The organism is Arthrobacter sp. zg-Y750 (assembly GCF_020907365.1).
Lineage (GTDB): Bacteria > Actinomycetota > Actinomycetes > Actinomycetales > Micrococcaceae > Arthrobacter_B.
Genome location: NZ_JAJJOC010000014.1, coordinates 58,298 through 81,546, shown reverse-complemented (window position 1 = coordinate 81,546; position 23,249 = coordinate 58,298). Strand labels below are relative to the sequence as shown.

The window sequence follows — 23,249 nt, the reverse complement described above, 5'->3', positions numbered from 1 at the left end:
ACATCAACACCTGGGGAAACACGACTTCAAACGGTTTCCCAATGTAGAGGGTGTTGTGATCATGCTGCTTGCGTCCACTATGTGGTTCCCGGACAACAACCCGTGATGGGTTGTTCCCCAGGGAACAATAACTGAATATTACTTACGTCTGATTTTTTGATGTTCGTGACCATTGTTTTCCCCACGCACACTGTTTTTGGGTGTGTGGTGCGGGTGGAAGGGTTACGGCGGTCATAGCGTGGGGGAAACGCCCGGTCCCATTCCGAACCCGGAAGCTAAGACCCACAGCGCCGATGGTACTGCATCCGGGAGGGTGTGGGAGAGTAGGTCACCGCCGGACAAATTGTGGGGTGAGGCCCGTACCAGTGTTGGTACGGGCCTCACCTGTTTAACCCGCCAAACTTTAACTAGACGATTGATCCAAACTGCCAGCCGGCAGGCCCGGGGTGGCGAGGGTCACCCTGATCCGGCCGTGCATACACGCCTGTGAATCGGTAGGTGGGGCCTGCCTGCACTAGAATTAGCTGAGGCGTTGAACGCCTCCCATAACTTTTACATCTCCATTACAGGTACATAGTGACGAGCGACTGCAGTAAATTCCGTTGGTCGGCTCACGACGAGAGGAACTAGCCAGCATGTCAGAGCAGAACAACAGGGACCAGGATCGTAGCGGCGCACCGCGCCGGGATTCCCAGGGCCGCCCCGCCACGAATGACCGTAATGCCCCCAAACGCTGGGAAGACCGCAAGCCTGCCGGCCAGCGCAGCGGTTCGAACGAGCGTAAGCCGTTCTCTCGTGATGATCGTCCGCAGCGTGACAGCCGTCCTGCCCGTGATGGTGAGCGTAAGCCGTTTAGCCGTGATGACCGTCCGGCCCGTGATGGTGAGCGTCGCTCCTTCGGTGACCGCGGTGCTTCCGCTGGTCGTAAGCCGTTCTCGCGTGATGATCGTCCGCAGCGTGACAGCCGTCCTGCCCGTGACGGTGAGCGCAAGCAGTTCGGTGAGCGTAAGCCGTTTAGCCGTGACGAGCGTCCGGCCCGTGATGGGGAGCGTCGCTCCTTCGGTGACCGCGGTGCTTCCGCTGGTCGTAAGCCGTTCTCGCGTGATGATCGTCCGCAGCGTGATGATCGTCCGGCCCGTGATGGTGAGCGTAAGCCGTTTAGCCGTGACGAGCGTCCTGCCCGTGATGGGGAGCGCAAGCAGTTCGGTGAGCGTAAGCCGTTCTCGCGTGATGATCGTCCGCAGCGTGACAGCCGTCCTGCCCGTGATGGTGAGCGTAAGCCGTTTAGCCGTGATGACCGTCCTGCCCGTGATGGGGAGCGCAAGCAGTTCGGTGAGCGTAAGCCGTTCTCTCGTGATGATCGTCCCCAGCGTGATGGGGAGCGTCGCTCCTTCGGTGACCGCGGTGCTTCCGCCGGCCGTAAGCCGTTCTCTCGTGATGATCGTCCGCAGCGTGACAGCCGTCCGCCCCGTGACGGTGAGCGCAAGCAGTTCGGTGAGCGCAAGCAGTTCGGTGAGCGTAAGCCGTTCTCTCGTGATGATCGTCCGCAGCGTGACAGCCGTCCGCCCCGTGGCGACCGCCCGGCAGAGCGCTCGGAGCGCCCGTCCTTCAGCCGCGACGAGACCCCGGCAGCGCCGCGGCCCCGCAATGCGAAGGACCTGCGCAGCGCCAACCGTCCCGACCGTGAGCGGTCCCCGGAAATCGACGAGGACGTTACCGGCCAGGAACTGGATAAGGTGACCCGTGCCCAGCTGCGCAACCTCGAAGAGGTCAACGGCGAGTGGGTCTCCAAGCACCTGGTGATGGCCGGGCGCTTGATCGACGACGAGCCGGAACTGGCTTTCCAGCACGCCCTGGCAGCCAGTCGCCGCGGCGGGCGCATGGCCGTAGTCCGCGAGGCAGTGGGCCTCACCGCTTATGCCGCCGAACACTTCGGCGAAGCACTGCGTGAGTTCCGGACGTACCGCCGGATCAGCGGCTCCAACGCCTACCTGCCGATGATGGCCGACTGCGAACGCGGATTGGGTCACCCGGAAAGGGCACTGGACCTGGTCCGTTCCGAGGACGCCAAGGACCTGGACGTCGCCGGTCAGGTGGAGCTGGCCATCGTGGCCTCCGGTGCGCGCATGGACATGGAACAGTTCGAAGCCGCCGTCACGGCCCTGGAAATCCCGCAGCTGGACCGCAACCGTGCGTTCTCCTACAGCCCGCGCCTGTTCCGTGCCTACGCAGACGCGCTGGAACTGGTCGGCCGCAACGACGAAGCCGAACAGTGGCGCAAGCAGGCCCTTCGTGCCGACAGTGCCCTCGGTCTGGGCGATTTCGCCGAGCCGGAGATCTTCGACCTCGTCCCTGAAGAGGAAGAGCGCAAGGACCGCCGCTCCGAGCCCCGCGAGGACCGCTCAGGTGCCTATTTCGAGGCTGAAGCACCGGTTTCCAAGGACAACTCGGTGGTGGACGCAGACGCGGATGCACTGCCCGGCGACGAGCAGGAAGCCCTGCTCACCGAGGCCGGCGACATCGATGATGCCGACGACGTCGAGGTCACCGTGAAGGACCTGGACCTCGGCGACGACGACGATGAGGAAACCGCCCGCGAAGACGCCGACGAGACGGAGCACCAGCACCTTGACGACTGATACCTCCCTGGTCTCCGGGTATGACGCGGTCTTTTCCGATCTGGACGGCGTGGTTTACGCCGGTCCGCATGCCATACCCGGAGCCGTGGAGGCACTGGGACGGCTGGCGGATGTATCCGTACAGCTTGCCTACGTCACCAACAACGCCTCACGCTCCTCGGAAACGGTTGCAGCGCACCTGCGCGAGCTCGGTGCGCCCGCAACGGCGGAAACTGTTTTCGGATCCGCGCAGGCCGGCGCTGAACTGCTGGCCGAGAAGGTGGCACCCGGAGCCAGAGTCCTGGTGACCGGCAGCGCCACGCTGGCTGCCGCCGTCGAAGCGCAGGGGCTCACCGTGGTCAGGTCGGCTGATAACCAGCCCGATGCCGTCATCCAGGGATTTGATCCGTCCCTGGGCTGGAAGGACCTGGCCGAGGCGGCGTTCGCCGTCGGCCGGGGCGCGGTCTGGGTGGCCACCAACACTGATCTGTCCATTCCCCAGGCCCGCGGTATTGCGCCCGGCAACGGCACCCTCGTGGCCGCCGTCGGCGCCGCCACCGGCAAAGTTCCGTTTGTGGCCGGCAAGCCGGAGGCACCGCTGTTTACGACGGCGGCCCGCCACCTGGGCGTCCACCGCCCGCTGGTGGTGGGGGACCGCCTGGACACGGACATCCTGGGCGGCACCAATGCCGGCTTCGACACCGCCCTGGTCCTCACCGGGGTGGATACACCCCTGACTGCGCTGGCGGCCCGCACTCCCGAACGCCCGGTGTACCTCATCAGCAACCTGGAAGCTTTTTTTGCGCCCTATCCGGAGACGACCGCCGACGGCGCCCGCTACCGCTGCGGGAACGCTGCTGCCTGGGTGGAGGACAACGTCCTGGTGATCGACGGCGATTCCTCGGATCTGGACAGCTGGCGGGCCGCCTGCGCCGCCTGGTGGGCGGCCCGGCCGGATGTTGCAACGGCTTCAACCCCCGAGATTCGCTGGACTGTCACCGGGCGCGGATAAGCTTCCGTCAGACGCTTCGCCCGTTACGGGACTGCCTCAACACACCGCCTGAACACACCGCCTCAATAGCCATTTCCAGGAGGACCACAGATGCCCGATTCCCATCCCGCGTGGCCGGATTCTCCGGCAGCAACGGGGGACCCCGCTGTGGATGCCCTGCTGGAGGGACTTTCCGCTCTCGCCGGAGAGCCGGTGTCCGGACAGGCGGCTGCCTACGCCGCCCTGCATGACGGGCTGCTGGCAGAACTGAACACTGAACCGGATGTGGCAGCAGCGTCCGGTGCCCCTATGCCGGGCGGCCCCCGGGCAGGCCGCTAGGATGTCCAGGCTCGACCAGGAACTGGTGACCCGCGGGCTGGCCCGCTCCCGCACCCAGGCTGCCAAGCTGATTGCCGCCGGCCGCGTCCTGCGCGGCGGCCAGCCTGCGGCCAAAGCGTCAACGCCGGTGGACGCTTCTGAGTCCCTTGAAGTGCTCGACGACGGCCTGCCGGATTACGTCAGCCGCGCCGGCCACAAACTGGCCGGCGCCCTGGCCGCCTTCCCCGCCGTACAGCCGCAGGGGCTGCGGTGCCTGGACGCCGGTGCTTCCACCGGCGGATTCACCGACGTCCTGCTGCGCTCAGGCGCCGCGCACGTAGCCGCGGTGGACGTGGGACACGGTCAGCTGGTGGAACCGCTGCGGCAGGATCCGCGCGTCAGCGTCTATGAGGGCATGAACGTGCGGTACCTGGACCCTGAGCATATTGGCGGCACCGTTGACCTGACTGTTGCCGACCTGTCCTTTATCTCGCTGACCATGGTGGTGGACGCCCTTGCCGGAGCCACACGCCCCGGGGGCAGCCTGCTGCTGATGGTGAAGCCGCAGTTTGAGGTGGGCCGTGAGAGGCTGGACCGTACCGGCGTCGTTACTGATCCGGGGCAGCACCGCCTGGCCGTGACGGCAGTTGCCGCCGCAGCCTTGGCCGCAGGACTGCAGATAGCCGGTATCGCTCCCAGCCCGCTGCCGGGACAGAACGGCAACGTGGAGTTCTTTATGTGGCTGCAGGTACCGGCACAGCGGAAGGACCGGGGCAAGGAGAACGGGCAGGATCCGCAGCAGGCGGAGGAAGCAGCCGCCCGGCTGGTTGGGGAAGCGTTCGCCGGATTCGACCGGTTTGCGGAGCACGAACCGGCCGTAGAAGACTGACGGGTGGGCGTGCCGTACACATTGCCCGTAGACGGAAAAGGATGAAGACGCAGATGAGCAGACGGATACTGGTCCTGGCCCACACGGGACGGCGGGACGCCATGACTGCTGCCCAGGAAACCTGCACCCAGCTTCATTCCTCCGGCCTCGTGCCGGTAATGCGCCGCTGCGACCTCGAAGACATCCAAGCTGAATACGGGGTGCTCACGGCGCCCACCGAAATCCTGGACGAGGACGTGGCACTGGAAAATGTGGACCTGGGCATGGTCCTGGGCGGGGACGGAACCATCCTGCGGGCCGCTGAACTGGTCCGCGGAACAACCGTGCCCTTGCTGGGCGTCAACCTGGGCCACGTGGGTTTCCTGGCCGAAAGCGAACGCGCGGACCTCGCCCAAACCGTGCACTGGGTGGTGGAACGCGCCTACACCGTCGAAGAGCGGATGACCATCGACGTTAAGGTCTGGCACAGCAACAAGCTGATTGCCCACACCTGGGCATTGAACGAGGCAGCGGTGGAGAAAGCAGACCGGCAGCGGATGCTTGAAGTGGTCATGGAGGTCGACGGCCGCCCCATCAGCTCCTTCGGATGCGACGGTGTGGTGATGGCAACCCCCACCGGTTCCACGGCCTACGCCTTTTCCGCCGGCGGCCCCGTCGTCTGGCCGGAGGTCGAAGCCCTGCTCCTGGCCCCCATCAGCGCCCACGCCCTGTTTGCCAAGCCCCTCGTAGTGGCGCCCACATCCGTCCTGGCGGTGGAAATCCTCACCCGCACGGACGCCTCCGGGGTGCTGTGGTGCGACGGGCGGCGCAGCGTGGACCTGCCTCCGGGCTCCCGGGTCGAGGTCACCCGGTCGGCCACCCCGGTACGGCTGGCCCGCACCCACAAAACGCCCTTCTCGGAACGGTTGGTCCGGAAATTCCAGCTACCCACCACCGGCTGGCGCGGGCCGGTGTCCGGCCCGGTCCCGGGCACCCAGTTGAGCCCCGCGGCCCGGGTCGCGGAGGCTCGGGTCGGGGAAACCAGGGCCGCGTCGGACAGTGCAGCTTTGGACAAAGCAGCTTCGGACAATGGAGGCGTGGTCGAATGATTGAGGAAATCCGCATCAGGGACCTCGGCGTCATCACCGACGCCACTTTGGACCTCGGTCCGGGCTTTACCGTGGTGACCGGTGAAACCGGCGCCGGCAAGACCATGGTGATCACCGCCCTGGGGCTGCTCCTTGGCGCCCGGTCCGACGCCGGTGCCGTGCGCATCGGGGCCAAGTCCGCCGTCGCCGAGGCGCTGGTCCATGTCGACCCGCATAGCGCCGCCGCAGTGCGCGCCGCCGAAGCGGGAGCCGAACTCGAGGAGTACGACGGCGCCGCTGAACTGACGCTGGTACGCACCGTTAATGCCGACGGCCGCAGCCGTGCCCACGTGGGCGGCCGGTCTGCTCCGGTGGGTGTCCTGGCCGAGGTGGGCGAACACCTGGTGGTGGTGCACGGGCAGACGGACCAGCTGCGCCTCAAGAGCGCCGCCGCGCAGCGCGAGGCGCTGGATAAATATGCGGGAGCGCCGCTGGCTGCGGAGCTGGGCGCCTACCGTGAGGACTACGCCCGCTGGCGCGCCGCCGCCAAGGAACTGGCCGAACTGCGGGACCAGGCACGGGACCGTCTGCGCGAGGCCGAATACCTCACCGCAGCACTGGAAGAAATCGAAGCCGTGGACCCGCAGCCGGGGGAGGACGAGTCCCTGAAGGCCGAGGCGATGCGCCTGAGCAACCTCGAAGAGCTGCGGACCGCAGCGGTGGGAGCCCACGCGGCCCTGATTGCCGACGATTTCGCCGACGGCGGCGACGCGACCTCACTGGTGGACGCCGCCAAACGCCAACTGGAATCCGCCGGCGAACATGACCCGGCGCTGGCCGATGCCGGCACGCGGTTGGCCGAGGTGGGTTACATCCTCGCGGACATCGCCACCGAGCTGGCCAGTTACGGTGCCTCCCTTGACTCCGAGGGTCCGGGACGGCTGGCCGAAGTGGAGGCCCGCCGCGCTGAGCTGGCCGGGCTGGTCCGCAAGTACGCTCCGTCCATCGACGGCGTGCTTCAGTGGAGCGGTGAAAGCGCCAAACGGCTTGCCGAGCTCAGCTCCGATGACACGCGCATCGAAGCCCTGGAAGCGGAGATCACTGCCCTGGGCGAGGCGCTGGAGAGCAGGGGAGCGGCCCTGACCAAGCTGCGGACCGAAGCGGCCGCGGAACTGGCACAGCGGGTCAGTGACGAGCTGACGGCCCTGGCCATGAAGGACGCCAACCTGGTCATCGAGGTGGAGCCCGCCGGCGAGCCCGGTCCGCACGGCGCTGACACCATTGCCTTCCTGCTGGCGCCGCACCCCGGTGCGCCTGCCCGCCCGCTGGGCAAGGGCGCGTCCGGCGGTGAACTGTCCCGCGTTATGCTGGCTATCGAAGTGGTGCTCGCCGCCGTGGACCCGGTGCCCACCTTCATTTTCGACGAAGTGGATGCCGGCGTCGGCGGCAAGGCCGCCGTCGAAATCGGCCGCCGGCTGGCCATGCTCGCCCGGCACGTGCAGGTGATCGTGGTGACCCACCTCCCGCAGGTGGCAGCCTTCGCCGACCATCACATCCGTGTGATCAAGACCTCCACTGCGGCCGACGACGGCACGGGCGTCACCGCCAGCGACGTCCGCGTGCTCGGCCACGAGGAACGGATCAAGGAACTTGCACGGATGCTGGCCGGCCAGGAGGATTCGGCAACGGCACGCGCCCACGCCGAGGAACTGCTGGAAGCAGCGGGACATCTCCAATAACCGTCCGCCGGAGACCCGAGTCTCCGGCGGATCCAGTGCAGGTTCTACTCGAATCAATAAAAGGTGATAGGCTCGAACTCCGTGGTGCAGCGATCAAATTCCAGGTTTCCCAAGTCGTCTTCTACGACCAAACACATCTTCGTCACCGGTGGCGTGGCGTCCTCACTCGGTAAGGGACTGACAGCGTCAAGTCTCGGCCATCTGTTGAGGTCGCGCGGCATAGCGGTGACCATGCAGAAGCTCGATCCGTATCTGAACGTGGATCCGGGCACAATGAACCCCTTCCAGCACGGCGAAGTCTTCGTGACCGACGACGGCGCGGAGACCGACCTCGACATCGGACACTACGAGCGGTTCCTTGACGAGAGCCTCGACGGTTCCGCCAACGTAACCACCGGACAGGTGTACTCCACGGTTATTGCCAAGGAGCGCCGGGGCGAATACCTCGGTGACACGGTCCAGGTCATTCCGCACATCACCGACGAGATCAAGCGCCGGATGCGCCTGCCCTCCGAGGCGAAGAAGACCCCCGACGTCATCATCACCGAAATCGGCGGCACGGTAGGCGATATCGAGTCCCAGCCGTTCCTCGAAGCGGCACGCCAGGTCCGCCAGGACATCGGCCGCAGCAACGTCTTCTTCCTGCACGTCTCCCTCGTGCCGTACATCGGCCCCTCCCAGGAACTGAAGACCAAGCCGACCCAGCACTCCGTGGCCGCGCTGCGCTCCATCGGCATCCAGCCGGACGCCATCGTGATCCGCTCGGACCGCCCGGTGCCCGACGCCATGCGCAACAAGATCGGCCGCATGTGCGACGTCGACGTTGACGCGGTCATCGGCTGCCCGGACGCCCCGAGCATCTACGACATCCCCAAGACCCTTCACTCCCAGGGCCTGGACGCGTACATCGTCCAGCACCTGGACCTGAAGTTCAAGGACGTCAACTGGACCAAGTGGGACCGCCTGCTCGAGTCCGTGCACAACCCCAAGCACCACGTGGACATCGCCCTGGTGGGCAAGTACGTGGACTTGCCGGACGCCTACCTGTCCGTGACCGAAGCGCTGCGTGCCGGCGGCTTCGCGAACAAGGCGAAGGTCAACATCCGCTGGGTTCCCTCCGATGACTGCGACACCCCCGAAGGTGCAGCGAAGGCCCTGGCCGGCGCGGACGCCATCTGCGTGCCCGGCGGCTTCGGCATCCGCGGCCTTGAAGGCAAGCTCGGCGCCCTGACCTACGCCCGGGAAAACAAGCTCCCGACGCTGGGCCTGTGCCTTGGCCTGCAGTGCATGGTCATCGAGTACGCCCGCAACGTAGTGGGCCTCGAAGGTGCTTCATCCTCCGAGTTCGAACCGGACACCCAGTACCCGGTCATCGCCACCATGGCCGAGCAGAAGGCCATTGTTGACGGCGGCGGCGACATGGGCGGCACCATGCGCCTGGGTCTCTGGGACGCCAAGCTGGAGCCGGAGTCCGTGGTTGCCAAGACCTACGGCAAGACGGAGGTGGCCGAGCGCCACCGCCACCGCTATGAGGTCAACAACCAGTACCGCGACCAGATTGCCGACGCCGGCCTGGTGTTCTCCGGAACCACCACTGACGGCGGCCTGGTGGAGTTCGTCGAGCTTCCCGCCGACGTTCACCCGTACTACGTGTCCACGCAGGCACACCCGGAGCTCAGCTCCCGCCCGACGCGTCCGCACCCGCTCTTCGCCGGACTCGTCAAGGCTGCCCTGGCACACCAGAGCGGCAAGGCCTAGCCCCATGGCACGGACAGAGGGGTTCGCAGACGAACAAAGCCCACGCCCGCTGCTGGCATCCGAAACGGTGTACAGCGGTCCGGTTTGGGACGTGGTCAAGGAGAAATTCACCCTGACCGACGGCGGCGAGCCCCTCGTCCGTGACTACATCACCCACCCCGGCGCCGTGGCCATCCTGGCCATGAACGACGCCGGGCAGGTGCTCCTGATCAACCAGTACCGGCACCCGGTGCGGATGACCCTGTGGGAAATTCCGGCCGGCCTGCTGGATGTGGAGGGTGAAGACTTCCAAGTCGGCGCCGCCCGCGAGCTCGCAGAGGAAGCCGACCTGGTGGCCGCCGAATGGCAGGTCCTGACCGACCTGTTCCTCTCACCGGGTTCCTCCCGGGAAGCCCTGCGCATCTACCTGGCGCGGGGCATTTCCGAGGTGCCCGAAGCGGAGCGCCACATCCGCACCCATGAAGAAGCCGAAATCACGGTGGAGTGGGTGGATCTGGACGTCGCCGTGGAAGCGGCCCTGCAGGGACGGATGCACAGCCCGTCCGCGGTAGCTGCCGTCCTGGCTGCCGCAGTGGCCCGCGGCAACGGTTTCCGCGGTCTCCGCCCGGCCAATGCACCGTGGCCCGAGCACCACTCGCAGCATTCCACCTGGGCCAACGGCCCGGTGCGCTAGCCGGGACCACGCCATGCCCAGCGCTGACGCTTCCGCGCACAACAGCAACGACACCATAGCCATCAACCTCAACGGGTCCCTCAACCCCACCCTGAAGCTGGATCTGGAGTCCGAAGAGGCCCGCCGGCTGCGGGACGCGGATCTGGCTGAGCTGGACCGGACCGGCGGGCCGGACGCCCGCCGGTCGTCGTCGGCGCCTGCGCCCGCGGTTGAGCCCGCGTCTCCGCCGGTGCCCAGGGCAGCGCCCAAGACAGCAGCCAAGTCTCCAGCGGCCCAGAAGGCACCCGCACGTTCGCGTGCCGCCACGGCCCGCTCGGCTGCCGAGGAGCTGCGGTCCACCCCTGCCGGCCGTGCCATCGGCAGCTACCTGCAGCACATGGCCGTGGAACGCGGCCTGGCCGTGAACACCTTGGATGCCTACCGCCGCGACCTGCTCCGCTACGCACGTTTCCTGAGCGCCAGGGGAGTGGAGGACATTTCCCGCATCACCCGGCACGACGTCACAGCCTTCGCCCAGTCCATCTCGGAAGGCTCCGACGGCGCCTCCGCGCTGAGCCTGCGTTCGGCAGCCCGGACCGTGGTAGCGGTGCGCGGCCTGCACCGCTTCTGGGCGCTGGAGGGCATGACCACCGCCGACCCGGCGTCGGACGTCCACCCGCCCATGGCCGGCAAGCGCCTGCCCAAGGCCATCAGCGTCAGCGAAGTGACCCGCATCCTCGAGGCCGTCTCGCTGGATACCCCTTCAGGCCTGCGCGACCGTGCCCTGCTGGAATTCCTGTATTCCACCGGCGCGCGCATCAGCGAGGCCGTGGGGTTGGACGTGGATGACCTGTCCCTGGAACGCATTCCGGCCAAGGGCCCGGACGTGGTGCGGCTGTTCGGCAAGGGCTCCAAGGAGCGCCTGGTTCCGCTGGGTTCCTATGCCGCACGCGCGCTGGACGACTACCTGGTCCGCGGCCGCCCGGCGGCATCGGCCAAGGGCAAGGGGACCCCTGCGCTGTTCCTGAACGCGCGCGGCGGCCGGCTGTCCCGGCAGAGCGCCTGGACCATCCTCAAAAACGCCGCCGAAAAAGCCAATATCGGCCGCGACGTTTCCCCGCACACACTGCGCCACTCCTTTGCCACCCACCTGCTTGAAGGTGGAGCCGACGTGCGTGTGGTCCAGGAGCTGCTCGGCCACGCCTCGGTGACCACCACGCAGGTCTACACCCTCGTCACCGCCGAAACCCTGCGCGAGGTTTACGCGGCGGCACACCCCCGGGCGCTCTGATGGATTCCGCCGCCGGATGGTCCTTCCGGGCTTCCCCGGTGGTCCTGTGCTTCCTCTTCCGGGATACCCGGGGCGGTACCCAGGTGCTGATGGGACTGAAGAAGACCGGCTTCGGCCTCGGCCGCGTGGTCACGCTCGGCGGGCATATTGAAGCAGGGGAGACCCCGGAACAGGCGGCCGTCCGCGAGGTCCAGGAAGAATCCGGCGTAGCAGTGCAGGAAGCAGACCTGCAGCGTGCAGGCACCATCGAATGGATATTCCCCGCACAGCCGGTCTTGGACATGTCCACGGTCCTGTTCCGGGCGCACCATTGGGAGGGGGAACCGGTGGAGACCTCCGAAATCCTTCCCGCCTGGTATTCCCCCGGGGAGATGCCCTACGCCAGCATGTGGCCGGACTCGGCGCACTGGATGCCCCGCCTGCTGTCCGGCGAATACTTCGATGCCGTTGTCACCATCGCCGACGACAACGTCAACGTGGCAAGCATCGTCTTTTCCTAACCTCCCAAACCCAAGGACCGTGCTCCCGGTACGGAACCAAGCAGGGGATGAAGAGTCCGGATCCGGATAGGGAGCCAAGACGCAGAGGAGGCCCCGAGGGTCCCGGAGGAAAGGCGGCTTTAATATTCCTTGCGAGCTCTGCGAGCAGGGAATTTCGTTGCCGCCGTTCGGGGACCCTCGGGACCTCAGACCTCACCCAAGGCTAGAGATGAAACCTACGGCAGGTGCCGCTCCTCAGCCCCGTTGTACTCACTCAGCGGCCGGATCAGGGAGTTGGCTTCCAGCTGCTCCATGATGTGCGCCGTCCACCCGGTGATCCGGGCCGCCACGAACAGCGGCGTGAAGGTCGGCGTATCGAAGCCCATCAGGTGGTAGACGGGACCGGCCGGGTAGTCCAGGTTCGGCAGGATGTTCTTGCGCTCACCCATGGCCGATTCCAGGGCCGTGTACAGTTCGCCGAGGTCGGAACGGTCGTAGTGCTTGACCATGTTGTCCAGGGAGGCCTTCATGGTCGGCACCCGGGAGTCGCCGTTCTTGTAGACCCGGTGGCCGAAGCCCATGATCTTCTTCTTCTGCTCCAGCGCCTCATCGAGCCAGGCAGCGGCGTGGGCCGCGACGTCGCCGTCGGCCGCGCTCTGCGTGATCTCCGCGAAGGTGTGCATCACGGCCTCATTGGCGCCGCCGTGCAGCGGGCCCTTGAGGGCGCCGATGGCACCGGTGACGGCTGAATGCAGGTCCGCGAGGGTGGAGGTGATCACCCGGGCGGTGAACGTGGACGCGTTGAAGGAGTGCTCCGCGTAGAGGATCATCGAGACGTTGAAGGCCTCCACCACCTCGGGGGCGGCTTCCTCGCCGAAGGTCATCCACAGGAAGTTCGCTGAATAGACGAGGTCCTCGCGTGGCTCCACCAGTTCCTGGCCGCGCCGGCGGCGCTGGTCATAGGCGACCACGGCAGGCATGGCAGCGAACAGGCTGACTGCCTTCTCCATGTTGGCCTGCACCGAGGAGTCCTCGGCCAGTTCATGCGACGCACCGAGGACGGACGCCGCGGTACGGCACACATCCATGGGGTGGCAGGTTACCGGCAGGGCATCGATCACGGCCTTCAGTTCCGGGCTCAGTGCCCGCTGGCTGCGCTCCCCGTCGGTGAACTCCGCCAGCTCGGCCTCGGTGGGCAGCTCGCCGTTCCAGAGCAGGTAGGCCACCTCTTCGAAGCTGCACCGGGCGGCGAGTTCCTGCACCGGGTAGCCGCGGTAAAGCAGGGAGTTCGTTTCCGGGTTGACCTTGGAAATGCGGGTGGTGTCTACGAGTACCCCCGCCAGGCCCTTGTGGATCTGGGTATCAGTCATTGCTGCTGGCTCCTTCGAAAGTGCGGTAAATGCCTGGCCGGTCCTAGCGGGTGCCCGGAACCTGGAAATTGAAAACGGACGTGTCGAAGTGGTTGTACGCCTCATAATCCACCAGATCGTACAAACGCGCACGTGTGAGCATATTGGGCACGTCCGCTTCCTGGGTGCCGTGCGCCTTGATGGTCTCCAGCGTCCGTTCGGCTGCGCCCATGGCGCTGCGCAGCAGGGTGACCGGGTAGATCACCATGTTCACGCCCACCGAGGAGAGCTCCTCATAGGTGAACAGCTCGCTTTTGCCGAACTCGGTCATGTTGGCCAGGATCGGGACGTCGACGGCGGCGCGGATGGCGGCGAATTCCTCCAGCGACTTCATGGCCTCGGGGAAGATGGCGTCGGCTCCGGCGTCGACCAGCGCCCGGGCGCGGTCCTGCGCCGCCTCCAGGCCGTCCACGGCACGGATGTCGGTGCGGGCCATGATCAGGAAGTTCGGGTCCCGGCGGGCGTCCGCTGCGGCACGGATCCGCTTGACTGCGGTTTCGGTGTCCACCACGTTCTTGCCGTCCAGGTGGCCGCAGCGCTTGGGATTGAACTGGTCCTCGATGTGGCAGCCGGCCAGGCCGGCGTTTTCGAGTTCCTGGATGGTGCGGGCCACGTTCATCGGCTCGCCGAATCCGGTATCCGCGTCCACGATGGCGGGCAGGTTGGTCATTCGGGCAATCTGCCCGGCCCGGGTGGCCACCTCGGTGAGGGTGGTCAGGCCGATGTCCGGCAGGCCGAGGTCATTGGCCAGCACGGCGCCGGAGATGTAGACACCGTCGAATTCCTTTTCCTCAATGAGGCGGGCTGAGAGCGGGTTGAAGGCGCCGGGGAACTGCTGGAGCGTACCGGAGGCCAGGCCTTCGCGGAAGGCGATCCGCTTCGCTTCGGGGGTAACGGAGGAGTACAGCATTTAGAAGAGTCCCTTCGGTGCGGCGGCGGGGTTGATGACGCCGTCGGCGGCGGTGATGTTCAGCTGGTCCAGCTGGCCGCCCGCCAGTTCGGGCAGGCGCTGCACTGTGGCCAGGAACCGTTCAATCTCCTCTTCGGAGACCAGGCCGGCAGCCAGGGTGCGGAACTTGTTGATGTACTGCTCGCGGGCAAACGGCTTGGCGCCCAGCGGGTGTGCGTCCGCCACGGCAATTTCGTCGGTGATGACGGTGCCGTCGGTCAGCACGATGGTGACCTTGCCGCCGAAGGCCTTCTCGTTGATGTCCAGCGAGTGGTAGCGGCGGGTCCATTCCGGATCCTCCACCGTGGTGACCTTGTGCCACAGCTCCACGGTGTCCGGGCGTCCGGCGCGTTCGGGGGAGTAGGAGTCCACGTGGTGCCAGGCGCCGTCCTGCAGGGCAACGGTGAAGATGTACGGGATGGAGTGGTCCAGGGTTTCGCGCGATGCGGTGGGATCGTACTTCTGCGGATCGTTGGCACCGGAGCCGATCACGTAGTGGGTGTGGTGCGAGGTGGCGATCAGGACGCTTTCCACGTTGGCCGGATCCGCTGCTTCGGGGTGCTCGGCGGAAATCTTGCGGGCCAGGTCGATCCAGGCCTGGGCCTGGTATTCGGCGGAGTGTTCCTTGGTATAGGTGTCCAGGATGGCGCGCTTGGCTTCGCCCTCTTCAGGCAGCGGCACCTCGTAGGCGGCGTCGGGGCCGTCCAGCATCCATGCAATGACGCCGTCTTCGCCTTCGTAGATGGGGGTGGGGGAAGTCTGGCCGCGCATGGCGCGGTCCACGGCTTCCACGGCCATCTTGCCGGCGAACGCCGGGGCGTGCGCCTTCCAGGTGGAGATCTCGCCCTTGCGGGACTGCCGGGTGGCGGTGGTGGTGTGCAGGGCCTGGCCCACGGCCTGGAAGATGGTGTCGACGTCGAGCCCCAGCAAGGTGCCGATGCCGGCGGCGGCGGAGGGGCCGAGGTGGGCCACGTGGTCGATCTTGTGCCGATGCAGGCAGATGGCCTTGGCCAGATTGACCTGGATTTCGTAGCCGGTGGCGATGCCGCGGATCAGGTCGCGGCCGGAGGCGCCGGTGTGCTGGGCGACGGCGAGGACCGGGGGGATGTTGTCGCCGGGGTGGGAGTACTCAGCGGCCAGGAAGGTGTCGTGGTAGTCCAGTTCGCGCACGGCCACACCGTTGGCCCAGGCAGCCCATTCGGGGCTGGTCTTGGCCAGCACGCCGAAGAGCGAGGCGCCCTTGCCGTGGGCGGAAGGGGAGAAGGACAGCGCCTGGGCGCGGGCGGCGACAATGGGTCCGCGGTTCAGGGAGGCGATGGCCACGGAGGCGTTGTCGATGATGCGGTTGATGACCATGTCCGTGACGTCGTCGGTGACGTCCACGGGGTCGGCGGCAACCTTGGCGATCTTGTAGGCCAGCTGGTCCTCGCGGGCCAGCTTCTCATCGCTGCGGTAGACGCGTACTTTGTGCAGGTTCACGGTTTGTCCTTTATTTCAGGGGTAGTGGTCCGCCCGGGGACGGTGGTCCCGGGGGCGGCGGTCCGGGCGGACCGGAGGTGTTCGAGGCTTTTGTGCAGGTGGACGGCGACGGCGGCGGAGGCAAGGTCAGCATCTCCGGCGGCAACGGCGTCGGCAATGGTGGCGTGTTCCGCGGCCGTTTCAAGCAGCCGCTGCGGGTTGTCCTTCGCCAGGCGCCGGACGCGGGCCAGATGCAGGCGGACGTTGCGAAGTGCCTGCACCAGATAGGCATTGGCTGCGGCCTCGTCCATGGCGGCATCCAGTTCGGCCACCAGGGCGTAGTACCCGGTGCGGTCGCTGTCCGCGTATCCGATCAGTTCCCCGGCGGCACGGAACCGGGTGGCCAGCGTACGGAAGGCAGCTTCCTGCCCGCGGACCGCGGCGAGCGCCGCTGCCTTGCATTCCAGCGCCTGCCGCAGTTCGAAGAGTTCAGCCACGGTGTCCAGGGAAATGCCGGTAACGACGACGCCGCGCCCGCTGTGCGGAGCGGCCAGTCCGTCGGCGGTGAGGCGGCTGAGGGCTTCGCGCAGCGGAGTGCGGGAGACCCCGAGCCGGGCGGACTGCTCAACTTCGCCCAGTACCGTCCCGGGAGGCAGCTGCCAATCCACAATGTCCTGCCGCAAGGTGGCATAAGCGCGGTCACTTGCCCGCATAGTCCGCCTCCTTGCGTCAGATACCTGCGTTACTTTCACCACAGTGTATACACGAGAGAGCAAATTAACGTATCCGGGCTCACAATTGGCCGCTGGACCTGCGGCTCTGTATACAGATGGGCCTTCATTGGTCGACGCTGTCCGTGTGACGCAGCTATGCGGGAGTACTGAATCCGGTCGAGATCCCCACCCGGGTCTTCCGGCCCACCATTGAGCGGCGCAGCTGCGCAGGTACCATGGCGCCTACCACGCCGGATCAAGGAGGATTCAGATGGGCGAGCGCGACACCTATGCAGCGGCCTATGCCCGCAGTATGTCGGATCCCGAGGGCTTCTGGCTGGAGGCTGCAGCCCTGGTGGACTGGGACACCCCTCCGGCACTCGCCCTCGACACTTCCAAGGCGCCCCTCTATGCCTGGTTCCCCGACGGCCAGCTGAACACCAGCGTCAACGCCCTGGACCGGCATGTTGCAGCGGGCCGCGGAGACAACGCGGCCCTCATCTATGACTCCGCGATGCTCGGCACCAGCCGCACCTACTCCTACCGCGAGCTGCTGGCGGAAGTGGAGGCGTTCGCCGGGGTGCTCCGCGGCCTGGGCGTGGCCGCGGGGGACCGGGTAATCATCTACCTGCCGATGATCCCCGAGGCCGTGATCGCCATGCTTGCCACCGCCCGGCTGGGTGCGGTGCACTCGGTGGTGTTCGGCGGCTTCGCGCCCCGTGAACTGGCAGCCCGGATCGACGACGCCGGGCCCAAGGTGATCGTGACGGCCAGCGGGGGACTGGAACCCAAACGCCGGGTGGAGTACCTGCCCGCCGTGGCCGAAGCGCTGGAAACCGCGGCACACCGGGTGGGCGCCGTCGTCGTCGCCGAACGCGACGGCTTCACCGCCTCCCGGAAGCAGTACGACGGCACCGGCGGGGCGGCCTGGCTGGACTGGACGGCGCTCGCCGCCGCCGCGGCACCCGCCGGACCGGTGAGCGTGGCCGCCACGGATCCGCTGTACATCCTCTACACCTCCGGCACCACCGGCTCGCCCAAGGGGGTGGTGCGGGACAACGGCTCCCATGCCGTCGCCATGGCCTGGTCCATGGAAAACATCTACGGAATCGGCCCGCGGCAGGTGATGTGGACCGCGTCGGACGTCGGCTGGGTGGTGGGGCATTCCTACATCGTCTATGCGCCCCTGATCGCCGGGGCAACCACCGTGCTATACGAAGGAAAGCCGGTGGGCACCCCCGACGCCGGCGCCTTCTGGCGGGTGGCCGCCGACCACGGCGTGGACGTCCTGTTCACCGCCCCGACCGCCCTGCGCGCGATCCGCAAGGCGGACCCCAACGCCGCCGAGCCGGGCAATTACGACCTCTCCCGGCTGCGCTACCTCTTCTCAGCCGGCGAGCGCCTGGACCCCGCCACCATGGACTGGGCGGGCACAGCCCTGGAGGTGCCGGTGATCGACCACTGGTGGCAGACCGAAACCGGCTGGGCCATTTGCGCCAACCCCGTGGGGTTGCAGGAGCTGCCGGTGAAGCCGGGCTCGCCCACCGTGCCCGTGCCGGGCTTCGATGTGCGCATCCTGGACGGAAGCGGCACCGAGGTTCCGCCCGGAACCGAGGGCAACATTGCCCTGAAGCTGCCGCTGCCCCCGGGCACCCTCCGGACCCTGTGGGGCAGTGATGACCGCTACCGGGCCGCATACCTGGAAGTCTTCGAGGGGTACTACGCCACCGGTGACTCCGGCTACCGGGACCAGGACGGCTACGTGTACGTGATGGGCCGCACCGATGACGTCATCAACGTGTCCGGGCACCGGCTCTCCACCGGGGCCATGGAGGAGGCCGTCGGCTCCCATCCGGATGTGGCCGAGTGCGCGGTGATCGGCGTCGCGGATCCGGTCAAGGGCCAGCGGCCCTGCGGTTTTGTGGTGCTCAAGTCCGGCTCGGAGATCGACGCCGGCCGGCTGCAGGCGGAGCTGGTGGAGCGGGTGCGCTCGCGGATCGGTGCCGTGGCGGACTTCAAGGACGTGCAGGTGGTGGACGCACTGCCCAAGACCCGCTCCGGGAAGGTGCTGCGCAAGACCATGCGCCAGATCGCCGACGGCGTGCCCCACACGGTGCCCTCCACCATCGAGGACCCGGGAGTCATCGACGCACTGGCGCCGCTGCTGCGGCCCGAAGCCTCAACCCGTTAGCTACCAGCGCCAGCTGTACTCCAGCTCGGGCCGGCCCCGGGTCCCGTATCGCGGCGAGCGCAGCACCGACTGCTCCTCGGCAAGGTGCTCCAGGTACCGCCGCGCCGTAATCCGGGACATTGCCAGTTCCGCAGAAACCTCGGAGGCCGACAGCGGGGAAGGGGCACGCTTGAGCAGATCGGCCACCGCTTCCAGGGTTTCCCCGGACATTCCCTTGGGCAGCGGGGTGGCCACGGTGGGGCGCAGCGCCGCAAACGCGCTGTCCACTTCGCTCTGGGTGGTCGACGCCGCCTGCTCGCCCATCCGCCGCCGGTATTCCGCGTAGGTGGTGAGCTTGGTGCTGAACGCCGAGAAGGTAAAGGGCTTGATGAGGTAACCGACAATGCCGCCGGACATCGCCCCGCGGACCACGGCCAGGTCCCGAACCGCGGTAATGGCAATAACGTCCACGGGCAGGCCCGCCCCGCGGATCCGGCGCAGCAGGTCCAGCCCGTGCAGGTCCGGCAAGTTCATGTCCAGCAGCACCAGGTCGATTCCCTGTCCGGCGTCGGATCCGGTGTTGGATCCACTGCCCGATCCGCTGCCCGGCCCTGCGTCGACCTTCAGGGCCGTGATGGCTTCGGTGCCGGTGCGGGCAATGCCTGCCAGCCGGAAGCCGGGGATGCGGCGGACATACTCGGCATGCGCCTCGGCGGGGATTTCCTCGTCCTCCACCACCAGGACACCGATCGTCTTGGAATCGGTCATGGCCGTCCCCCAGCGGGTGCGGCCTCAGTGGAGGGGAGGGGAATATCCACCCGGAAGCAGGCCCCGTGGCCGGGAAGCACCTGAATGCGCCCGCTCAGCCGGTTGACGGCCTGCCGGACCAAGGCCAGGCCGATGCCGCGTCCGGAGGCGGTGCGCCCCTCGGGGAGCTGCTTGGTACTGAACCCCTGTTCGAAGATATGTTCGAGTACATCGGAATCGACCCCCGGCCCGTCGTCCTCTACTGCAATCAGAAGCGCACCGTCGGCGCTGCCCAGTGAGAGCGTGACTAAACCTGCGGCGGCGTCGAAGGCGTTGTCCAGCAGGTTGCCGATGATGGTCACCAGTTCCACCGGTTCCACACCGCCGCCGCTGAACCGCCCGCCCGCGGCTGCCACGGTGATTTCGAGGTCGATGCCGCGCTCGCGGGCCTGGGCGGCCTTGCCCATCAGCAGTGCGGTCACCGCCGGTTCCTCCACGCCCGCCAGGACCTCGTCGTTGAGGTGCTGGGACTGTTCAAGGTCCGCGGTGGCAAATCGGAGCGCCTCCTCGCTGCGGCCAAGTTCGATCAGGGAGACGAGGGTGTGTACCCGGTTGGCATGCTCATGCGCCTGTGCGCTGAGCGCGTCCGCCAAGGTGCGCATGGAAGCGAGCTCGCCGGTAAGGGATTCGACGTCGGTGCAGTCCCGCAGCGTGGTCACGATGCCAAAGCGCCGGCCGTGCGGACCGGGGGAGACGGCGTCGGACTGGTTGACCACCAGGATGCGCTCGCCGGTGAGGTGGACTTCCTCGTGCGCATCCCGGCCGGTGCGCAGCAGGGAGGCCAGCGGGCCGGGCAGGTCCGGGAGCTCTGGGACCTCCGGGCCGGCGCCTCGGGCCGGCAGTCCCAATAGGGCGGCTGCCTCGTCGTTGTAGAGGACCAATTCTCCGCGGTTGTTGTGCAGCAGCAGTCCTTCCCGCACTGAGTGGAGCGCGGAGTCGTAGAAGGTGAACATATGCGCCAGCTCGGCCGGACCCAGTCCGTACGTAACGCGGCGCAGGTACCGGCTGAGCAGATAGGAGGCCAGCGCTCCCACAGCGAGCGCAGCGGCATCGATCGCGAACAGCTCCGGCAGCCGTGCGTCCCGCGCAATCCCCACCCGGTCCACGGTGATCCCGGCTGCAACCAGGGCGGTGACATTACCGGCGTCGTCGCGCACCGGCGTGATGGCGCGGACCGAAGGACCGAGGGTGCCGGTGTAGGTCTCCGTGAAGCTCTCCCCGGCCAGGGCCTGGTCCACGGAGCCGATGTAGGGTTTGCCGATCTGCTCGGGGTTGCGGTGGGTCAGGCGGGTGCGGTCGGTGTCCATGATGGTCACGAAATCGACGCCGACGCCGGCCATCACTTCCTGCGCATAGTCCTGCAGGGCAGAGTCGCCGGACACCTGGCCGTCCGGGAAGGCGCCTGCTGCTGCCCGTACGGTGTCGCTGGCGGCAACCGTTCCGGCCACAGCCAGCATGCGCTCGCCGGTTTCCTCATACGTGTTCTCTTCGGCCTGCTGGTAGAGGCCCCAGGCAATTCCCCCGGAGACGCACAGAATGAATGCCAGCTGGCCCAGGAACAACCGGCCGGCCAGGCTCCATCTCCGCACGTTCCATCCTTCGTTTCGCTGGTGCATTTTCCGGGGGTAGGTACATTGCCGCGAACAGTATGAACACAAGGGTGACTGTGATCACACAACACAAGAAGATGGAAGCCGACCCCACGCACCAAGGAGTACCGCCATGGCAGCTGCCACTAATCCGTACGCCGGTTCACAGAAGAGCCGCCGGCCGGACCGAACCCATTTCCTCTACATTGCCGTCATTGCGGCGGTAGTGCTTGGCGCCGTCATCGGACTGGTGGCTCCTGAGTTCGCCAAATCCCTGAAGCCGCTCGGCACCGGGTTCATCAACCTGATCAAGATGATGATCGCGCCGGTCATCTTCTGCACCATTGTCCTAGGCATCGGGTCAATCGCCAAAGCAGCCACGGTCGGCAAGGTCGGCGGGCTGGCGCTGGGCTACTTCATCATCATGTCCACCTTCGCCTTGGCCATCGGCCTGGTGGTGGGCAACTTCATCCACCCCGGCGAGGGACTGGACCTGCAGGCCTCCGGTGCGGCAGCGCCGGCCCCCGCTGAGGACGAAGCGGGGATGACGGGGTTCCTGCTGAGCATTGTCCCCACCACCCTGCTGGCTTCCCTTACCGGTGAGAGTATCCTGCAGACTCTGTTCGTGGCCCTGCTGGTCGGCTTTGCCCTGCAGAAGATGGGCCCCGCCGGCGCCCCGGTCCTTAAAGGCATCGGCTACATCCAGGTGCTGGTCTTCCGCATCCTGATGATGATCATGTGGCTGGCCCCGGTGGGCGCCTTCGGTGCCATTGCCGCCGTCGTCGGCGAAACCGGCATCCAGGCCATCGTCAGCATGGCCACCCTGATGATCGCCTTCTACCTCACCTGCATCCTGTTCATCGTGGTGGTGCTGGGCAGCATCCTGAAACTGGTCACCGGCTTCAGCATCTTCAAGCTCATGCGTTACCTGGGCCGGGAATACCTGCTGATCTTCTCCACGTCTTCCTCGGAAGTGGCCCTGCCCCGGCTGATCGCCAAGATGGAGCACCTGGGCGTGTCCAAGCCCGTGGTCGGCGTGACCGTACCCACCGGCTATTCCTTCAACCTGGACGGCACGGCCATCTACCTGACCATGGCCTCCCTGTTCGTGGCCTCGGCCATGGGCAAGCCGCTGGAACTGGGCGAGCAGATCTCCCTGCTGGTCTTTATGATCATCGCCTCAAAGGGTGCAGCCGGCGTCACCGGTGCCGGCCTGGCCACCCTGGCCGGCGGCCTGCAGTCGCACCGCCCCGACCTGATCGACGGCGTCGGCCTGATTGTGGGCATCGACCGCTTTATGTCCGAGGCGCGCGCGCTGACCAACTTCACCGGCAACGCCGTCGCCACCGTGCTGATCGGCACCTGGACCAAGGAAATCGACAAGGGACAGGTCACCGCGGTACTGAATCGCGAACGTCCCTTCGACGAGGCCAGCATGAACGTGGATGCGGGCACCGACGAGCCGCTGCAGACGGCCGAGTCCGCGGAACTGGCCCAGACGGTTCCCGGCCCCGCCGGAAGCACGGCAGCGCCCGGGCCGCGCCACTAGCGCCTCACCACGCAGCGAACGCGCCCTGTCCCGGTTCCCCGGGGCGGGGCGCGTTTTTGCGTCCGGTGAGCTTTGCCTGCCAAAAGCTGCGGGCGGGCATAATGGTGCCCGGCTTCTCCACTTCCGGCACTGGCCGGCACTAAACGAAAGGCGGGCCCCGGTGGGTGCACTAGGTCCTTATCTGCGGCGGGGATCACTGAACTCGTCGGTGCAGCCGGTTCTAACCGCCGACGGACTGGTGCTGCGGCCCTGGATCGAAGACGACGCCGCCGTCCTGGTTGAGGCCTACAAGCAACCGGCGATAGCCCGCTACAACCGCCGCAGCATGGATACCGAAGAAGAAGCGATCGCATGGATCCTCGGCTGGTCCGCCCGCTGGCAGGCCGAGACCGGCGCAAACTGGGCCGTCTGCACCCGTGGCGGGCAGGTGGTGGGGCGTGCGGCGCTGAGCCGGCTGAACCTGTATGAGGGGGAGGGGGAGCTTGGCTACTGGGTGCTGGAAACCGCGCGGAGGCAAGGTGTGGCTTCCCGCTCTGTGGCGGCCCTGCGCAGATGGAGTTTCGACGTCGTCGGGCTGAAGCGGCTCCAGCTGTCCCACTCCGTGCAAAACGCGGCGTCGTGCAGGGTGGCCGGCAAAACCGGATTTGCCCTGGAGGGAACCAAACGCAGCGCCCTGAGGCACTTAGACGGGTGGCATGACATGCACCTCCACGCCGCCGTGAATCCGCAAGGTTCGAGTTCTACTTGAGCGTCAAGGCTCGCCGGTGTTCCGCGCACTGATTCACGGTAAGCCTGCGGCCCGG

General features: G+C 66.9%; 20 protein-coding genes and 1 rRNA gene. 14 read left to right on the top strand and 7 right to left on the bottom strand.

Features of this window, described 5'->3' with window-relative positions:
* Positions 1 to 223: 223 nt before the first annotated feature.
* Positions 224 to 340, top strand: a 5S ribosomal RNA gene (gene rrf, locus LOC57_RS10845).
* 298 nt (positions 341 to 638) lie between these two features.
* On the opposite strand, the gene LOC57_RS10840 is transcribed toward rrf, so the two are convergent.
* Positions 639 to 1,796 (bottom strand): hypothetical protein, encoded by a 1,158-nt coding sequence (locus LOC57_RS10840; protein WP_229959672.1) that lies wholly within the window; start codon positions 1,794 to 1,796, stop codon positions 639 to 641.
* On the opposite strand from LOC57_RS10840, the gene LOC57_RS10835 reads away from it, so the two are divergent.
* From LOC57_RS10835 to LOC57_RS10790, 10 genes are all read left to right on the top strand, one after another.
* Positions 1,737 to 2,639: a hypothetical protein gene (locus LOC57_RS10835; protein ID WP_229959670.1), complete on the top strand. Its 903-nt coding sequence runs from the start codon at positions 1,737 to 1,739 to the stop codon at positions 2,637 to 2,639. The genes LOC57_RS10840 and LOC57_RS10835 overlap by 60 nt on opposite strands.
* Complete coding sequence (locus tag LOC57_RS10830; protein ID WP_229959668.1) at positions 2,629 to 3,630, top strand: HAD-IIA family hydrolase; 1,002 nt, start codon at positions 2,629 to 2,631, stop codon at positions 3,628 to 3,630. The genes LOC57_RS10835 and LOC57_RS10830 overlap by 11 nt, the downstream gene beginning before the upstream one ends.
* 90 nt (positions 3,631 to 3,720) lie before the next feature.
* A complete protein-coding gene (locus tag LOC57_RS10825; RefSeq protein WP_227910790.1) occupies positions 3,721 to 3,948 on the top strand; it encodes a hypothetical protein in 228 nt (75 codons plus the stop codon).
* A 1-nt stretch (position 3,949) separates the two neighbouring features.
* A complete protein-coding gene (locus tag LOC57_RS10820; protein WP_229959666.1) occupies positions 3,950 to 4,816 on the top strand; it encodes a TlyA family RNA methyltransferase in 867 nt (288 codons plus the stop codon).
* Between the two features lie 53 nt (positions 4,817 to 4,869).
* A complete protein-coding gene (locus LOC57_RS10815; protein WP_229959664.1) occupies positions 4,870 to 5,904 on the top strand; it encodes an NAD kinase in 1,035 nt (344 codons plus the stop codon).
* Complete coding sequence (gene recN, locus LOC57_RS10810; protein ID WP_229959662.1) at positions 5,901 to 7,622, top strand: DNA repair protein RecN; 1,722 nt, start codon at positions 5,901 to 5,903, stop codon at positions 7,620 to 7,622. Before LOC57_RS10815 ends, recN begins: the two co-directional genes overlap by 4 nt.
* A gap of 63 nt (positions 7,623 to 7,685) precedes the next feature.
* Positions 7,686 to 9,380: a CTP synthase gene (locus LOC57_RS10805; RefSeq protein ID WP_283996589.1), complete on the top strand. Its 1,695-nt coding sequence runs from the start codon at positions 7,686 to 7,688 to the stop codon at positions 9,378 to 9,380.
* A gap of 4 nt (positions 9,381 to 9,384) precedes the next feature.
* Positions 9,385 to 10,053: an NUDIX domain-containing protein gene (locus LOC57_RS10800; protein ID WP_229959659.1), complete on the top strand. Its 669-nt coding sequence runs from the start codon at positions 9,385 to 9,387 to the stop codon at positions 10,051 to 10,053.
* 328 nt (positions 10,054 to 10,381) lie between these two features.
* Positions 10,382 to 11,323, top strand: coding sequence for a site-specific tyrosine recombinase XerD (xerD, locus tag LOC57_RS10795; RefSeq protein WP_227910853.1), 942 nt, complete (start codon positions 10,382 to 10,384; stop codon positions 11,321 to 11,323).
* Positions 11,323 to 11,823 carry an 8-oxo-dGTP diphosphatase gene (locus tag LOC57_RS10790; RefSeq protein WP_229959657.1) on the top strand — a complete coding sequence of 167 codons (501 nt, stop codon included), beginning with the start codon at positions 11,323 to 11,325 and terminating at the stop codon, positions 11,821 to 11,823. The genes xerD and LOC57_RS10790 overlap by 1 nt, the downstream gene beginning before the upstream one ends.
* A gap of 215 nt (positions 11,824 to 12,038) precedes the next feature.
* Here the strand turns inward: LOC57_RS10790 and LOC57_RS10785 are convergent, their stop codons facing one another.
* Genes LOC57_RS10785 through LOC57_RS10770 form a run of 4 tightly spaced genes read right to left on the bottom strand, consistent with a single transcriptional unit; the run spans position 12,039 to position 16,331 of the window.
* The gene (locus tag LOC57_RS10785) at positions 12,039 to 13,172 is read right to left on the bottom strand and encodes a bifunctional 2-methylcitrate synthase/citrate synthase (protein WP_229959655.1); all 1,134 of its coding nucleotides are present in this window, start codon (positions 13,170 to 13,172) and stop codon (positions 12,039 to 12,041) included.
* A gap of 43 nt (positions 13,173 to 13,215) precedes the next feature.
* Positions 13,216 to 14,121 (bottom strand): methylisocitrate lyase, encoded by a 906-nt coding sequence (prpB, locus tag LOC57_RS10780; protein ID WP_227910798.1) that lies wholly within the window; start codon positions 14,119 to 14,121, stop codon positions 13,216 to 13,218.
* Positions 14,122 to 15,639: an MmgE/PrpD family protein gene (locus tag LOC57_RS10775; protein WP_229959653.1), complete on the bottom strand. Its 1,518-nt coding sequence runs from the start codon at positions 15,637 to 15,639 to the stop codon at positions 14,122 to 14,124.
* Positions 15,636 to 16,331 (bottom strand): GntR family transcriptional regulator, encoded by a 696-nt coding sequence (locus LOC57_RS10770; RefSeq protein WP_227926638.1) that lies wholly within the window; start codon positions 16,329 to 16,331, stop codon positions 15,636 to 15,638. The genes LOC57_RS10775 and LOC57_RS10770 overlap by 4 nt, the downstream gene beginning before the upstream one ends.
* A 271-nt stretch (positions 16,332 to 16,602) precedes the next feature.
* On the opposite strand from LOC57_RS10770, the gene LOC57_RS10765 reads away from it, so the two are divergent.
* Entirely contained in the window at positions 16,603 to 18,522 is a 1,920-nt protein-coding gene (locus tag LOC57_RS10765; protein ID WP_229959651.1) for an AMP-binding protein, read from the top strand.
* On the opposite strand, the gene LOC57_RS10760 is transcribed toward LOC57_RS10765, so the two are convergent.
* Both LOC57_RS10760 and LOC57_RS10755 read right to left on the bottom strand, forming a co-directional pair.
* A complete protein-coding gene (locus LOC57_RS10760) occupies positions 18,523 to 19,269 on the bottom strand; it encodes a response regulator (protein ID WP_229959649.1) in 747 nt (248 codons plus the stop codon).
* On the bottom strand, positions 19,266 to 20,897 hold the full coding sequence (locus tag LOC57_RS10755) for a sensor histidine kinase (RefSeq protein ID WP_229959647.1): 1,632 nt from the start codon (positions 20,895 to 20,897) through the stop codon (positions 19,266 to 19,268). Before LOC57_RS10755 ends, LOC57_RS10760 begins: the two co-directional genes overlap by 4 nt.
* A 133-nt stretch (positions 20,898 to 21,030) precedes the next feature.
* Between LOC57_RS10755 and LOC57_RS10750 the strand changes: the two genes are divergently transcribed.
* Positions 21,031 to 22,446, top strand: a complete 1,416-nt coding sequence (locus tag LOC57_RS10750) for a cation:dicarboxylate symporter family transporter (RefSeq protein ID WP_229959645.1) — start codon at positions 21,031 to 21,033, stop codon at positions 22,444 to 22,446.
* A 160-nt stretch (positions 22,447 to 22,606) separates the two neighbouring features.
* Complete coding sequence (locus tag LOC57_RS10745; protein ID WP_227910805.1) at positions 22,607 to 23,194, top strand: GNAT family N-acetyltransferase; 588 nt, start codon at positions 22,607 to 22,609, stop codon at positions 23,192 to 23,194.
* Positions 23,195 to 23,249 lie beyond the last annotated feature (55 nt).

Bases quoted from the DNA above. Each gene is read 5' to 3' on its own strand.
- LOC57_RS10825 (WP_227910790.1), top strand. From the start codon at position 3,721: ATGCCCGATTCCCATCCCGCGTGGCCGGATTCTCCGGCAGCAACGGGG.
- LOC57_RS10820 (WP_229959666.1), top strand. From the start codon at position 3,950: ATGTCCAGGCTCGACCAGGAACTGGTGACCCGCGGGCTGGCCCGCTCC.
- LOC57_RS10815 (WP_229959664.1), top strand. From the start codon at position 4,870: ATGAGCAGACGGATACTGGTCCTGGCCCACACGGGACGGCGGGACGCC.
- recN (WP_229959662.1), top strand. From the start codon at position 5,901: ATGATTGAGGAAATCCGCATCAGGGACCTCGGCGTCATCACCGACGCC.
- LOC57_RS10800 (WP_229959659.1), top strand. From the start codon at position 9,385: ATGGCACGGACAGAGGGGTTCGCAGACGAACAAAGCCCACGCCCGCTG.
- LOC57_RS10790 (WP_229959657.1), top strand. From the start codon at position 11,323: ATGGATTCCGCCGCCGGATGGTCCTTCCGGGCTTCCCCGGTGGTCCTG.
- LOC57_RS10785 (WP_229959655.1), bottom strand. From the start codon at position 13,172: ATGACTGATACCCAGATCCACAAGGGCCTGGCGGGGGTACTCGTAGAC.
- prpB (WP_227910798.1), bottom strand. From the start codon at position 14,121: ATGCTGTACTCCTCCGTTACCCCCGAAGCGAAGCGGATCGCCTTCCGC.
- LOC57_RS10770 (WP_227926638.1), bottom strand. From the start codon at position 16,331: ATGCGGGCAAGTGACCGCGCTTATGCCACCTTGCGGCAGGACATTGTG.
- LOC57_RS10765 (WP_229959651.1), top strand. From the start codon at position 16,603: ATGGGCGAGCGCGACACCTATGCAGCGGCCTATGCCCGCAGTATGTCG.
- LOC57_RS10760 (WP_229959649.1), bottom strand. From the start codon at position 19,269: ATGACCGATTCCAAGACGATCGGTGTCCTGGTGGTGGAGGACGAGGAA.
- LOC57_RS10750 (WP_229959645.1), top strand. From the start codon at position 21,031: ATGGCAGCTGCCACTAATCCGTACGCCGGTTCACAGAAGAGCCGCCGG.